This is a genomic window from Robbsia betulipollinis (assembly GCF_026624755.1).
GTDB lineage: Bacteria > Pseudomonadota > Gammaproteobacteria > Burkholderiales > Burkholderiaceae > Robbsia > Robbsia betulipollinis.
Map to the genome: position 1 here is coordinate 630408 of NZ_JAPMXC010000010.1, position 13396 is coordinate 643803.

Genomic DNA, 13396 nt, shown 5'->3' on the forward strand with positions numbered 1-13396 from the left:
TCAATTTCTCCAATAAGAAAGGACGTTCTACCCGCTGTGTTGCCGGCCGCGACGCAGCGCGGCCGGACTGAAAGCGGCACCCACGCTCGCCGCCACCATGAGGATGGCCCTCGTCGACAGCGGCGCGCCCAACGGCGTCAATGCGGCGACGAGCGCGCTAGCCAGCGCCCCCATCACCCTCTGCGTGCAGCGCAGGATGCCGGACCCCGCGCCGGCGACCTGGGGCAGGCCATGCAGCGCGTCGTGGTTCGCGCTCGGACCGATGACGCCGAAGCAGAAGATCGCCGCCGCCACGGGCGGCCCGATGGTCCAGACGTGGGCGACGCCGGTCAGCGCGACGCCCAGGACGGCCAACGCCGAGATGACCAGGCCCGCTACGCCGGCGCCGACCACGGTGGCGCCCGGTACGCCGCGCGCGTTCGGACGGCCGCTGAGCAGCGAGCCGAGCAGCGTGCCGCATGCGCTGACGCCAAACACCATCGCAAACATGGTTGGCGACAGGCCCATGCGTCCCATCAATACGGACGGCGCGCTCGCGATGAAACTGAACATGCAGGCAGCCCCATGCCGCTCACGCCTTGCCGTCGACTTGATAAAGGTCGAGGTCGTCGATATTGGCCAGGACCCGGTCGAAACGAAGGGGTTTCGGGTCGACCGGGAAGACGTGCGGTTCGTAAGGGTCGCCGATCAGCCGGAAGAAGGGTTCGAACACCCCCGGCGTGAGCCAGCCGAAAAAGCGGGTATAGGACGCATCCAGACGGTAGGCGTGGACATGCCGCGGGGAAGGCGATCCCGTCCCACCTCAGCCTCGGCGCCGGAAACCGGATGGGGAGCGGCCTTGGCTGCCTTGCGCTCGCGATCGTTCGTCATGGTCGTTTTTTCTTTCAGGAATGTTCGAACGACTATAGAAACGTTTCACTTATTCGTCCAATATTCTGTTTTGACCAATATGATCACGTATCGTGATAAGTCCCGAAATCCGCCATCTCCGCGCCTTCGCGACGGTTGCCGAGGAGCTGCACTTCGGCCGGGCCGCCGCGCGTCTCAATATCGTTCAGCCTGCTCTCAGCATGCAGATACGGGGACTGGAAGGGTTGCTGGGCGTGCGATTGCTGGAACGCACCCGGCGCTCGGTCTCGGTGACCGAGCCGGGCCGCCTGTTCCTGGAGGAAGCGCGCCGGATCCTGCGTGCCCTCGATCAAGCCATCGATCTTGCCCAACGCGCCGAGCGGGGAGAGGCGGGGCGGCTCACCGTGGGCTATTCCGTCGCGACGGCGTATTCGGGATTGCTGTCCCGGCTGCTGGGAGCGTTTCACCGTTCCACGCCGGATGTCGCGCTCAAAACGCGCGAGCTGCATCCGGCGGTGCAGCGCGAGGCGTTGCTGGCGGGGGAAAGGGACATTGGCTTCGTCGTGCGCGACGCGGCCAGCCAGAACCCCGAATTTCATAGCCGGATCGTGGAACGCCGCGCTCCAGCGTTTCGTCGACGGTCTCGCCGCGGCGTGAAGTGGTCCGGCGCGATCGAGATGACGTGTTCTCAGCCCTGCGTGGGGGGACTCCCACCGTCCGCCGGTTCCCGTTGCCGACCGACGCGCGGCGTCAGCGCGGTCATCAGTTCGTAGCCCACCGTGCCGCAGGCCTGCGCCACCTCGTCGATCGCCACGTGCCGCCCCCACAACTCCACGGGGGTGGCGACGCCGGCGCCGGGGCAAGGCGTCAGGTCGACGGTCAGCATGTCCATCGACACCCGCCCGATCACCCGGGTGCGCACGCCATCGACCGCGATCGGCGTACCAGTAGGCGCGACGCGCGGATAGCCGTCCGCGTAACCGCACGCAACCACGCCGATGCGCATCGGCCGGTCGGCGACGAAGGTACTGCCGTAGCCCACCGTGTCGCCGGGCTGCAATTGCTGGGTGCCGATCAACTCGCTGCGCAGGCTCATGGCCGGCCGCAGCAATGCCGCGGTGTCCGCCGCCTTGCCGCTCGGCGAGGCGCCGTACAGCATGATCCCGGGCCGCACCCAGTCGGAACGGGCGGCCGCGTGCCAGAGGGTGGCGGCGGAGTTGGACAGGCTGCGCGCGCCCGCGAGCCCGTCCGCGCCGCGCTCGAACTCGGCGAGTTGCCGGCTTGTGCCGATGGGACCGTCGGCATCGGCGAAATGGGTCATCAGCGTGATCTCGCCGATCGATGCGCACGCGCGCGCGCGCTGCCATGCCGCCCGGTACGCGTCGGGCCGAAAACCCACGCGGTTCATGCCGCTGTTCATCTTCAGATAGACGGGCAGCGGCGCGGCGGGACGCAGCGCCTCGACCATCGCCAACTGCTCGTCGCAGTGGATGACCTGGGTAAGGCCGTGGCGGACGACGATATCCAGATCGCTTGCCGCGAAGACGCCCTCGAGCAACAGGATCGGCCCGCGCCAGCCGCACTCGCGTACACGCACCGCTTCGTCGAGATCGAGCAGGGCGAAGCCGTCCGCCTGCCGCAGGGCGGGGTAGACGAGATCGATATCGTGCCCGTAGGCGTTGGCCTTGACGACCGCCCAGACCTTGCTGCCGGGCGCACTGCGGCGCGCGACGGCCAGGTTGTGGGCGATCGCTTGGGTATCGACGAATGCGTGGATGGGGCGGGGCACGAGCCACTCCTGAAACGGCCTCGGGCGCGCGCCGCTTTGCGCATCGCGCGGTCCGTGACGGCGGCAGGCGGCACCGTGCCGCCTGAACCGCGAGCAGGAATCGTATCGGCAAACCTGCCAAAAAAGTTAATCTATTTGCCGCCCATGCACCGAAAAAATGCTGGCGCGCGCGTTTTCCCGCAATGCCGGGACCGGGCGTTCACGGCTCGTTTTCAAGATAGCCTTGTCCCGGTTTTGGAATGTGCCAGGAGAAGAACAGGCCGACGGCGGTCAGTGCCGTGACGTACCAGTAGAAGCTCTGTTCGTTGCCGCCGGACTTCAGTGCGAGCGCGACGTATTCCGCGGAGCCTCCGAAGATCGCGTTGGCCAGCGCGTACGACAGCCCCACGCCGAGCGCGCGCACTTCGGGCGGAAAGACCTCGGCCTTGATCAGGCCGCTGATCGACGTGTACAGGCTGACGATCGCCAGCGCCACCACGACCAGACCGAACGCCGCCCAGGGGCTGCGGATGTCGCGCAGCGCGGTGAGCAGCGGTACCGTGCCGAGCGTCGCCAGCACGCCGAACGCGAGCATCGAATTGCGCCGGCCGATGCGGTCCGAGAGCGCGCCGAACAGCGGCTGCATGACCATGTAGACGAACAGCGCGCCGGTCATCACCAGGCTGGCCACCTTCGGCGGCATGCCGTTGGTGTTGACCAGATACTTCTGCATGTAGGTCGTGAACGTGTAGAAGATCAGCGATCCGCCCGCCGTATAGCCCAGCACCGTGAAAAACACCGCCTTGTGCCTGAAAAGGCCCGCCAGGGTGCCGGCGTCCTTGCGCTGGCGCACCTCGGTCGACGCCGTTTCCGCCAGCGAACGGCGCATGATCAGCGAGATCACCGCCGCCGCCGCGCCGATCGCGAAAGGAATCCGCCAGCCCCACGCGCGCAGGTCGGCATCGCTCAGCGACGCCTGCAGGATCACCAGCACCAGCACGGCCAGCAACTGCCCGCCGATCAGTGTCACGTACTGGAAAGACGCCAGGAAACCGCGTTCGCCGCGCACCGCGACCTCGCTCATATAAGTGGCGCTGGTGCCGTACTCGCCGCCCACCGACAGGCCCTGGAACAGGCGCGCCAGCAGCAGCAGGAAGGGTGCCGCCGCGCCGATCGTCGCATAGGTCGGCAGGCAGGCAATCACCAGCGAGCCGCCGCACATCATCAGGATCGACGTCAGCATGGCGCGGCGCCGGCCATGTTTGTCGGCGATGCGGCCGAACAGCCAGCCCCCGATGGGCCGCATCAGAAAGCCCGCGGCGAACACCCCCGCCGTATTCAGCAATTGCGTGGTCGCGTCCCCTTTTGGAAAGAACGACGCCGCGAAATAGATCGAGCAGAACGAATAGACGTAAAAGTCGAACCATTCGACCAGATTGCCCGACGATGCGCCCACGATCGCGAGAATGCGGCGTGTGCGGTCGGCGCCCGGCGCCCGTGCATCCGTTATCATGATGTTCCGTCTCCTCCGGACGCACATTGGCTGTCCCTGTTATTTTTAAGATAACGAGCGCGATCCTGCCAGAGACGAACTGCTGGAAAGCCGCGCCTGTTGCGGCTAAGCTTACATGAAGCCGACAGCGGCAGGGGCTTTCCCGCATCGTCCCGTGCGTTCGGCCGAGGCGTGTTCGCCGCGACGGGCCGCATGCCCCAGGCGTGCCGGCCCGCTGCGGTCAATGGAAAACCGGAGAAAATCAGATGCAAACGATATCGAAGAAATGGGTGCCGGCGCTTTGCCTGCTGCTGGGCAGTCTGTGCGCCGGCCAGGCCATGGCGCAGGCAACGGCGCAGGACGGGACGTCCGAAGGCGCCACCCACAAGGAAAAGAAAGCGATGAAGGCGCAGGCGAAGGCCGACAAGAAGACGTCGGTTGCACAGGCGAAGGCCGACAAGGTGGCTACCAAGGCCCAGGGCGACGCCGACAACAAGGCCGCGGACGCGCAGGTCGACTCGGCGAAGAAGCAGTGATTTCGGGATGAACGACGGCCGGTAGCGGTTTTGCCGCCGCGCCGGCCGGCACCGTCTTCAGTGCCGCGCGCGTCTTTCGACCGCCGCCTTGAGGACGCTGACCAATTGATCGATATCCGCCGGTTTGGTCAGGAAGTGCTGGAACCCTTCGGCGAAGCTGCGCAGCCGGTGCATCTCGTCGCCGTAGCCCGTGAGCGCGATCGCGACCGCCGGTTCGACGCCGTGCCGGATCTCGTGCTCGCGCAGGGTCTGGATCAAATAGAAACCGTCCATTCCCGGCAGCATGATGTCGCACACCACCGCGTCGGGCAGCAGGCGGCTGGCGGTCTCGCTGCCCTCTTCCGCATCGGACACCGCAACGACATTGGCGCCGAGCGACGTCAGAAGCGCGCTGAGCGATTCTCTCGCTTCCAGATCATCCTCGACCAGGACGATGGTTCCCTGATCGAGTGGTAATGCAGTGTTCATACAGGTGCTCGTCTCCGGCGTTGCCGCATTGATCGCATTATACCGGCCGCCCACCGTGCTGCATTGACGTGAATCGGGCAAAACGCCCGCGGGCAGCGTCGCTTGCCGTCCGGATCGCCATACACACCCATGATTGCGCCGGATAATGCTGCGTTCGTATGGGTTTCAGCGTAGGTTAACCGTTTTGTAACGAATTTTTTCTCTGCGATGCAAGCTACAGATATTCGCTCCGCGGCGTCCGCGACCGCTGGCGCGCGCCCCGATTCCCTCGCCTGGGTGGAGCGTCTCGTGCGCTTCGACACGACCAGTCGCGCATCCAATCTCGGCATGGTCGAGACGATGCGCGATGCCTTGCTTCCCCATGGCGTACAACCCACGCTGACATACGATGCCGCGCGCGGCAAGGCGAACCTCTTCGTCACCCTCGCCGCCGCCGACGGCAATGCCCAGGGCGGACTGGTGCTCTCCGGACATACCGATGTCGTGCCCGTCGATGGACAGGACTGGACGTCCGACCCCTTCCGTCCGGAGATCCGCGACGGCCTGCTGTACGGGCGCGGCGCCTGCGACATGAAAGGTTTCATCGGCTGCGTGCTCACGGCCTTGCCCGCCTTCGCGGCCGCGCGGTTGCGCGAGCCTGTCCACTTCGCGTTTTCCTACGATGAGGAAGTGGGATGCCTGGGTGCGCCCGTGATGCTGGCCGATCTCGCCGCGCGCGGCGTGCGCCCGTCCGGCTGCATCATCGGCGAGCCGACGGACATGCGCGTGATCACCGCGCACAAAGGCATCAACGTCTACAAATGCTGCGTACGCGGCCGCGCCGCGCATTCCTCGCTGACGCCGCAGGGGGTCAACGCGATCGAATACGCGGCCCGCCTGATCTGCTTCCTGCGCGATCTGGCCGACGAAATGCGCGCGCAGGGGCCGTTCGACCGCGCGTTCGACGTGCCTTTCACCACCGCGCAGACCAGCATGATCAAGGGCGGCAATGCGGTGAACACCGTGCCGGCGGAATGCGACGTGCTGTTCGAGTACCGCAATCTGCCCGGCGTCGATCCGGCCGCGATCGATGCGCGCATCCGCGCTTACGTGGACGGCGAATTGGTGCCGCGTATGCGGCGCGAGCATCCCGATGCCGCCGTCGACCTGTCGCGGCTCGCGGCGGTGCCCTCGCTGGATGCATCGGAGCAGGCGGCGGTGACCGCGCTGGTGCGCGCGCTGGCGCGCGACGATATGGTGCGTAAGGTCGGCTATGCCACCGAGGGCGGGCAATTCGCGCTGGCCGGCATTCCCGCGGTCATTTGCGGCCCCGGCAGTATCGAGCAGGCGCACAAGGCGGACGAGTTCGTGTCGCTGGTGCAACTGGGGGAGTGCGATGTTTTTTTGGGAAGGTTGGTGCGGAGTTTGAGCGGGGAGGGGGGCGTGGTTTCGTCCTGCTGACGGGCGTCCATCCGGATTTTCGTGGACGAGGAAGGATTCATCGCGCCGGTCGCCGGCACGGCGCAGCAACTGGCGCCGCACATTCGAGACCGATGCGTTTCCCTACCCGGCGACCGGCCACGACCGGTACACGGGCGTGCAGCTGATCCTCTCCATGCCGCGGTACCCCCGGCGGAAGGGTCGTCCCGGTTCCGAAAACCAACCTTCGTTTCTCGTTATATTTTACCGTATATAATGCGGGCGCTTCGTCTTCACGGTTCCCCATGGAATTCGTGCGCTTGCCGTTATATACGGTAAAATACATCGACCCGGTGTCTCGGGCAAATACAATGAGAACGAAAAAATTCGGGGCGTCCGTGGCGCTGGTGGCGGCCTACCTGTCGGCGCCGGCAGCCATGGCGCAATCGAGCGACGTCAACGCCGACAACTCGGTCCAAACGAAACCCGATACCGATACGGCGACCCCGGACGGTCGTCTGCCGGCCGTGGACGTACGCGGGATTCCCGACGACGGTAGCGCGGCAGCCGGCTATCGTACCAGGCAGGTGGCGGTGGGCGTACTGGGAGCCGCCTCGGAGCTGGACACGCCCTTTTCCGTGGATACGGTGCCGCATGCCCTGATCGAGAACACCGAAGCGCATACCTTGCAGGACGTGTTGCGCTACTTGCCCTCGACGCAGTTCGACGAGCGTTTCAGCGATGACTGGGGACGCTTGCAGACGCGGGGCTTCCAGTCGAATCTCGACAATGTGTATGTCGACGGCATTCCCGTGACCGGCAATCCGTTGAGCCAGATACCGGTGGAGGAATTCGAAAGCCTGCAGGTGCTGAACGGTGTATCGGCGTTCGCCTTCGGACCGCAGTTTCCGTCCGGCGCGTTCAACATCATCACCAAAGCCCCGACAGCCGAGCCGTCACACAGCATGACGACCGGCTATATCAGCAACGCGCAGTATTTCGTGAGCGGCGACTACAGCGACCGGGTCGGCCCGGTTGCCTATCGTTTCAACGTTCTGCAAAGCGATGGCGAAGGCTATGTCTCGACCAGTCACGTGGATCGCACCTACTTCAGCGGCGCCGTCGATCTCACCATCACGCGAAACGACACGGTGCATCTGTCGATCAGCCACTACGACTACCGTGCATCGGGTTTCCCCGGCTTTTTCTACATGTCGAACGCGACCGAAGCGGTGGCGCCGGCGCCCAATCTCGCAAAGGCGGGCTACGGTCAGCCCTGGGCGGTGCTGCGCGACGACGCGACCATCGCCGAGGTCAAATGGGATCACCGTTTCGACGATGACTGGAAATTCAGTCTCGGCGTGAATTGGGAGTCGAGCGGGCGCCAGACGTCGGACGTGGTGAACACGCTGACGCCCAACGGCAGCGGGGGCTATACCAACAAGCAGACGTTCTCGCCGGAAGCGAACGGCTACGTGCACACGGAGACGATGGGCAATGCGGGAACCCTGACCGGTCATTTCACGACGGGTCCCGTCGCGCATACCCTGACGGTCGGCATCATCGGGACGTGGACGCCGTCCACGCATGCCGCCAACGTCAGCTCCGCGAAGTGCAATGGCGCCGCCACCTGCACCCTGGGAACGACGTCTTACGGAGATCCCATCGTGTATCCGGATGCGTCGGCGTATCACTACGATTATGGCGGCGAAGGCGCGGACAAGAGCACCAGCTTCGAACAATCGTTGGTCGTCGGCGACAAGCTCGACTTCGGCCAGCATTGGTCCCTGCTCGGCGCGGTGGCGCAAACGTGGATCGGCAGCACGAGTTTCACCAATTCGGCGGCCAGCTATCTCGTGACGGGAACGAGTCCCACGGTCGGCTTGATGTTCAAGCCGATCAAGCCGCTGATGTTCTATGCAACCTATGCCGACGGCATCAATGTCGGCGAAACCCCGGCCGCGACCGCCACGTCGGCCTCCGGCAAGACGCTGACCGTCACGAATGCCTACGATCCGCTACGGCCTACCAGCAGCAAGCAGTTCGAGATCGGCGCGAAGGCCGACTGGGGGCGCTTCACCACCACGCTCGATGCGTTCCGCATTACCAAGGGGTTTTCCGAGTACGTCGACAACGGCAACGGCACCGCGACGGACACGCAGGCGGGCATGCAACGCAATGTCGGCGTCGAGTTCATGGTGACGGGCAAAGTGACGCCGGACCTGACGGTGATGGGGGGCATGACCTGGCTTCACGCGCGACTCGTCAGTTCGATTTATGCGGATGCCGTGGGCAAGCAGCCTGCCGGGGTGCCGGAGTGGCAAGGCAACATCTATGCGGAATACGCGCTGCGCTTTCTGCGTCCGGGCTTGAGCGTCGACGCGAATCTGCACTACACGGGTGTGCGCCCGGCCATCGATACGGGTGCGCAATCCGTCAAAGGCTATGTGACCCTGGATTTGGGCACGCGCTATGACTTCAAGCTGTGGGGTCACGCCACCAGTTGGCGCCTGAATGTGAGGAATGTCACCAATACGCGCTATTGGGCGAACGTGGTCGGCAGCGCCGCGGGCGACAACGGCACCACCGCCGCGCAGTTGATGGCGGGCGATCCATTGACGGTCTCGACCAGTTTGCAGTTCCATTTTTAAGATATGACGTCCAGACACGATGCCGATAAGGGATGCCGCGAAGACGGCGGAGTGCGAATGATTCGACGCGATGCTTCTCGCAAGGGACGCGGCAGGGGGCGCGGCACGGTGCGTTGCGCGGGACGCGCCCTCGGCGTCATGTGCCTGCTGGGGCTGCACCTGCTGATGCCGCTGCGCGCCGAGGCCGCCGCTACCCGCACGATCACCTTTTACGGGAACGAAACCATCACCGTCCCCGACAAGATCGAGCGGATCGCGGTGGCCTGGCCGGCGGAGAACTCGATCATCGCCATGCTGGGCTATGGCGACAAGATCATCGCGACTTCCCGGGCGATTCGCGACCAGCCGGTATTTCAAAAATTCGTGCCGTCGATCAAGAACGCGGTGGTGATCGGGATGAATGGAGCCCCCGGCGCCGGAGATCTGAACGTGGAGGCGATTATCGCGCTTCATCCCGACGTCATTTTCGTGCCGCAGCGGTTCGAACCGAACAAGATCGCGCAGTTGCGTCGGGCCGGCATTGCCGTTGCCGCGCTGCATGACAATTCGATGGATGCCATGGTGGAACGGACGTTGATCACGGGGGAGATCCTGGGCCCGGACGCGCAGGCGAAAGCACAACGCTACAAAACGTACTTCGAACGAAACGCGCATATCGTCCGGAATGCGTTGGCCACGGTTCCTCCGGATCGCCGGCTCAAGGTCTATCTGGCCAACGGTTCGCCCAACCGCACGTCTGGCGCGCCGTCGCTCGATGAGGATTGGATGCGGCTCGGCGGCGCGACGAATATCGCCGAACACTGGGCGGGTGGTCAGCGTGGCGGTGCGACGGTGTCCGTCGAGCAGGTGCTGGCGGCGCAACCCGATGTGATCATCACGATGCCGGCCAAGCTTGCCGACGGCATCCGCCACGATCCGCAGTGGCAGGACATCAAGGCGGTGCGCGACGGGCGGGTTTACGGCAATCCGCAGGGCATGTTCTGGTGGTCGCGCGAGACGTCGGAAGAAGCGCTGCAGATCATCTGGGTGGCAAAGCTGTTGTACCCGCAGGCGCTTCCGCAGATCGATATGCGCCAGGAGACGCGGGACTTCTACAAGGTTTTTTACGGCTACGATCTCAGCGACGCCGAAATCGGCCAGTTTCTCTCGACGGGGCATTGAACCCATGTCCGGGACCCACGCGGAAGATGTGGTGAAACATGCCGCGGCAGGTGCGCCCGTCGTGCTCGAGGCCAGGGACATTCATTTCGCCTATCCTCACCAGCGCGTACTGCGCGGCGTCGATCTCATCGTCGAACCTGGCGAAGTCGTGGCCCTGCTGGGCGCCAACGGCGCCGGTAAAAGCACCCTGTTGCGTATCCTGCTGGGTCTGGTGCGTCCGACAGAAGGCGAGGTGCTGCTCAACGGCCGTCCGCTCCGGACATTTGCCCGGCGCGAGATGGCCGCGCATATGGCCTACGTGCCGCAAGCCAACGTTTGCCCGTTTCCTTACCGCGTCCGCGAAGTCGTCGCGATGGGCCGCATCGGCCATACCGGCATGTTCGCGCAACCGGGCAGGTCCGATCGGGAGGCGGTCGGCAACGGGATGGAGCGTCTGGGTATCCAGCATCTTGCCGAGCGCCCCTATACGGAAATTTCAGGCGGGGAGCGGCAACTGACCCTGCTGTGCAGGGCCGTCGTGCAGGGCGCCTCGATGTTGGTCATGGATGAGCCGGCGTCCGCCCTGGATTTCGGTAACCAGGCCCGTTTGCTTTCGAGATTGCGTGCGCTGGCGGACGAGGGCATGGCCGTTCTGATGTCCACGCACCATCCGGATCACGCGCTGGTCGCGGCCGATCGTGCGATTTTGCTGCGCGACGGCCGGGTGCTGGGGGAAGGACGACCTGCGGAGATATTGAGTGACGATGCATTGCAGACCGTCTATGGCATCACCGGCGAAGAGCTGCAGGCATTTACGGCACATCGCAAAATAGGGGGGCGCGTTGCCACTATCGAATGATTCGAAACGGCCATTGTGGCTCGTCGCCTGTATCGGTCTCTTCGCCGTCATGCTGCTGTTGGCCTTGTCCATGGGCGAATATCCGATCAGCATGGCCGATATCGTGCGGTTTGCCGGTGTGTCCCTGGGTTTCGGCAGCATGCCTGCCGCGCAATATCATCTGCTGTCGAACATTCTGCTGACGGTGCGTTTGCCTCGAACGCTGGCCGCGGCACTGGTGGGCTTTGCGTTGTCCAGCTCCGGTGCCTCGTTTCAAGCGGTATTTCGCAATCCGCTCGTGTCGCCAGGACTGTTGGGCGTGCTCGCCGGTGCGGCGTGCGGGGCCGCGTTGGCGATGATATGCGGGGGATCATGGTGGATGATCCAGATCGTCAGTTTCGCGATGGGGCTGCTCGCCGTCGCGCTGGGAGTGGGCATCGGGGCCATGTTCGGTGGGGCTTCGATCGTGACGCTCATGCTGGGGGGCATCATCAGCGGCACGGCATTCGGCGCTGCGTTGTCCGTCATCAAATATGTGGCGGATCCACAGGACCAATTGCCCTCCATCGTTTTCTGGTTGATGGGCAGTTTCGATGCCGCCCGGTTGCCGCAAGTGGGCTGGCTGGCGCTTCCCATCCTGCTGGCCGGGGTGCTGCTCGCCTTCCTCGGCAGGGCCCTCGATGTGATGTCGATGGGTGATGACGAGGCGCGCACCCTGGGCATCCCGGTGGACCTGGTACGGTATGGCGTGATCGCCATCGCGACGCTCGTATCGGCGCTCTCCGTGTCGATCGCGGGCATGATCGGCTGGGTGGGCCTGCTCATCCCGCATATCGCCAGGCTCTTGCTCGGTTCGTCGAATTCGCGTTTGATTTCCGCGAGTGCGTTGCTTGGGGCAAGCTTCATGATCGCGGCCGATTGTTTGTCACGGAACCTCGGCCGCGTCGAAATTCCCGTGGGCATCGTCACCGAGTGTCTGGGCGTTCCGGCCTTCATCGTCGTGCTGCACCGGTCGCGCCGTGCATGGCGTTGAGTCATCGTTTGTAATCAATAATTGCTATTGCAATAAGATGCTCGATAGATGATAATAATGATCACTCGGGAGTGATTCCTTTCCTGCCGCCTTCGCTTTTCCCCGGAACTCTGCCATGTCCACCCCGCTCGTGACCGGAGCGCTCGTTTTCAGCATGATCGCCGCGCCCGTGATGTTGGTGCTGCTGGTGATTTGCGCGACGCCCGCGTTCTCCGCCTCCCTGCCGCTCCTGTAATTCTTCGTTTGGCGCTTCCCCGTGCCGGTCCGCCCGACGGTCCTCGATGCGGATAGCGCGAAGGATCACGCCATGCAAACCCGCACGTTCGTATGAAGCCGACATTCGCCGCGCGATGCCGGTGCTACACTCACCGTGTATTAAAAAGATATCGTGCCTGTAGGGTGCCGGGCGCCCCGCAGGACGCGATTCGATAAAAAAATCCGGAGAGTGCAGGGTATGGAACAGGCAAGGAAGATCGCCCTCGTGACGGGGGCCGGTAGCGGGATCGGCAAGGCGGTCGCGCTGGCATTGCTCGCCGCCGGCTACGGCGTCGTGCTGACGGGGCGGCGGGCGGAGCCGCTCGAGGCGTTGGCGGCCGAGGCCGAGGCGAAGGGATGGGATGCGCTGGCCGTCGCCTGCGACGTGACCGATCCGACGGCGATCGAGCGTCTGTTCGGCGTGATCAACCAGCGTTTCGGCCGTCTCGATCTGCTGTTCAACAACGCTGGCGTGAACGCGCCGGCCGTGTCGATCGACGAGTTGACGATCGACGACTGGCGCAAGGTCGTCGATACCAATCTCACCGGGGTGTTTCTCTGCACGCGGGCGGCTTTCGCGATGATGCGGGCGCAACACCCGCGTGGCGGGCGCATCATCAACAACGGTTCGATCTCCGCGCACGCGCCGCGGCCGGGCAGCGTCGCCTACACGGCGAGCAAGCACGCGGTGACCGGCTTGACGAAAAGCACCTCTCTCGACGGCCGGCAATACGATATCGCCTGCGGTCAGATCGATATCGGCAACGCGGCGAGCGAGATGACCGAGCGCATGGTGAACGGCGTGCGTCAGGCGAACGGCACCATGGCGCCGGAACCGCGCATGGACGTATCGAACGTGGCGAGCGCGGTGGTCTATATGGCGAGTCTGCCGCTGGACGCCAATGTGCAGTTCATGACGGTGATGGCGACCAAGATGCCCTTCGTCGGCCGCGGCTGAGGCAAGCGAT

13 protein-coding genes are annotated in these 13396 nt (G+C 64.5%); 8 read left to right on the forward strand and 5 right to left on the reverse strand.

From position 1 onward, the window contains the following. Positions 1–27: 27 nt before the first annotated feature. Together OVY01_RS20550 and OVY01_RS20555 are read right to left on the reverse strand one after the other, a co-directional pair. Positions 28–552: an MFS transporter gene (locus tag OVY01_RS20550; RefSeq protein ID WP_267849434.1), complete on the reverse strand. Its 525-nt coding sequence runs from the start codon at positions 550–552 to the stop codon at positions 28–30. A 19-nt stretch (positions 553–571) separates the two neighbouring features. Continuing rightward, the gene (locus OVY01_RS20555) at positions 572–712 is read right to left on the reverse strand and encodes a hypothetical protein (RefSeq protein WP_284700938.1); all 141 of its coding nucleotides are present in this window, start codon (positions 710–712) and stop codon (positions 572–574) included. A gap of 250 nt (positions 713–962) precedes the next feature. On the opposite strand from OVY01_RS20555, the gene OVY01_RS20560 reads away from it, so the two are divergent. Beyond that, on the forward strand, positions 963–1622 hold the full coding sequence (locus OVY01_RS20560) for a LysR family transcriptional regulator (protein ID WP_267849435.1): 660 nt from the start codon (positions 963–965) through the stop codon (positions 1620–1622). Here the strand turns inward: OVY01_RS20560 and alr are convergent. Then, positions 1538–2638 carry an alanine racemase gene (alr, locus tag OVY01_RS20565; protein ID WP_267849436.1) on the reverse strand — a complete coding sequence of 367 codons (1101 nt, stop codon included), beginning with the start codon at positions 2636–2638 and terminating at the stop codon, positions 1538–1540. The two genes, OVY01_RS20560 and alr, sit on opposite strands and share 85 nt — an antisense overlap. Before the next feature lie 199 nt (positions 2639–2837). Continuing rightward, positions 2838–4130 carry an MFS family transporter gene (locus OVY01_RS20570; RefSeq protein ID WP_267849437.1) on the reverse strand — a complete coding sequence of 431 codons (1293 nt, stop codon included), beginning with the start codon at positions 4128–4130 and terminating at the stop codon, positions 2838–2840. Between the two features lie 245 nt (positions 4131–4375). Here OVY01_RS20570 and OVY01_RS20575 point away from each other — a divergent pair, with 245 nt between their 5' ends. Next, positions 4376–4645: a hypothetical protein gene (locus OVY01_RS20575; RefSeq protein ID WP_267849438.1), complete on the forward strand. Its 270-nt coding sequence runs from the start codon at positions 4376–4378 to the stop codon at positions 4643–4645. Positions 4646–4702: 57 nt separating this feature from the next. Here the strand turns inward: OVY01_RS20575 and OVY01_RS20580 are convergent, their stop codons facing one another. Continuing rightward, entirely contained in the window at positions 4703–5113 is a 411-nt protein-coding gene (locus tag OVY01_RS20580; protein WP_267849439.1) for a response regulator, read from the reverse strand. 207 nt (positions 5114–5320) lie between these two features. Here OVY01_RS20580 and argE point away from each other — a divergent pair, with 207 nt between their 5' ends. The 6 genes from argE (at position 5321) to OVY01_RS20610 (ending at position 13386) form a co-directional block, all read left to right on the forward strand. Beyond that, positions 5321–6553 (forward strand): acetylornithine deacetylase, encoded by a 1233-nt coding sequence (gene argE, locus OVY01_RS20585; protein ID WP_267849440.1) that lies wholly within the window; start codon positions 5321–5323, stop codon positions 6551–6553. 329 nt (positions 6554–6882) lie between these two features. Next, positions 6883–9162, forward strand: coding sequence for a TonB-dependent receptor (locus OVY01_RS20590; protein ID WP_267849441.1), 2280 nt, complete (start codon positions 6883–6885; stop codon positions 9160–9162). Between the two features lie 57 nt (positions 9163–9219). Continuing rightward, entirely contained in the window at positions 9220–10323 is a 1104-nt protein-coding gene (locus tag OVY01_RS20595; protein ID WP_267849442.1) for an ABC transporter substrate-binding protein, read from the forward strand. 4 nt (positions 10324–10327) lie between these two features. Continuing rightward, on the forward strand, positions 10328–11161 hold the full coding sequence (locus OVY01_RS20600; RefSeq protein WP_267849443.1) for an ABC transporter ATP-binding protein: 834 nt from the start codon (positions 10328–10330) through the stop codon (positions 11159–11161). Further along, complete coding sequence (locus OVY01_RS20605; RefSeq protein WP_267849444.1) at positions 11145–12173, forward strand: FecCD family ABC transporter permease; 1029 nt, start codon at positions 11145–11147, stop codon at positions 12171–12173. The genes OVY01_RS20600 and OVY01_RS20605 overlap by 17 nt, the downstream gene beginning before the upstream one ends. Before the next feature lie 454 nt (positions 12174–12627). Next, on the forward strand, positions 12628–13386 hold the full coding sequence (locus tag OVY01_RS20610) for an SDR family oxidoreductase (protein WP_267849445.1): 759 nt from the start codon (positions 12628–12630) through the stop codon (positions 13384–13386). Positions 13387–13396: the final 10 nt, after the last annotated feature.

Excerpts from the sequence above, each read along its gene's own strand:
- OVY01_RS20590 (WP_267849441.1), top strand. The coding sequence starts at position 6,883 with ATGAGAACGAAAAAATTCGGGGCGTCCGTGGCGCTGGTGGCGGCCTAC.
- OVY01_RS20595 (WP_267849442.1), top strand. The coding sequence starts at position 9,220 with ATGATTCGACGCGATGCTTCTCGCAAGGGACGCGGCAGGGGGCGCGGC.
- OVY01_RS20610 (WP_267849445.1), top strand. The coding sequence starts at position 12,628 with ATGGAACAGGCAAGGAAGATCGCCCTCGTGACGGGGGCCGGTAGCGGG.
- argE (WP_267849440.1), top strand. The coding sequence starts at position 5,321 with ATGCAAGCTACAGATATTCGCTCCGCGGCGTCCGCGACCGCTGGCGCG.
- OVY01_RS20600 (WP_267849443.1), top strand. The coding sequence starts at position 10,328 with ATGTCCGGGACCCACGCGGAAGATGTGGTGAAACATGCCGCGGCAGGT.
- OVY01_RS20575 (WP_267849438.1), top strand. The coding sequence starts at position 4,376 with ATGCAAACGATATCGAAGAAATGGGTGCCGGCGCTTTGCCTGCTGCTG.
- OVY01_RS20550 (WP_267849434.1), bottom strand. The coding sequence starts at position 552 with ATGTTCAGTTTCATCGCGAGCGCGCCGTCCGTATTGATGGGACGCATG.
- OVY01_RS20580 (WP_267849439.1), bottom strand. The coding sequence starts at position 5,113 with ATGAACACTGCATTACCACTCGATCAGGGAACCATCGTCCTGGTCGAG.
- OVY01_RS20570 (WP_267849437.1), bottom strand. The coding sequence starts at position 4,130 with ATGATAACGGATGCACGGGCGCCGGGCGCCGACCGCACACGCCGCATT.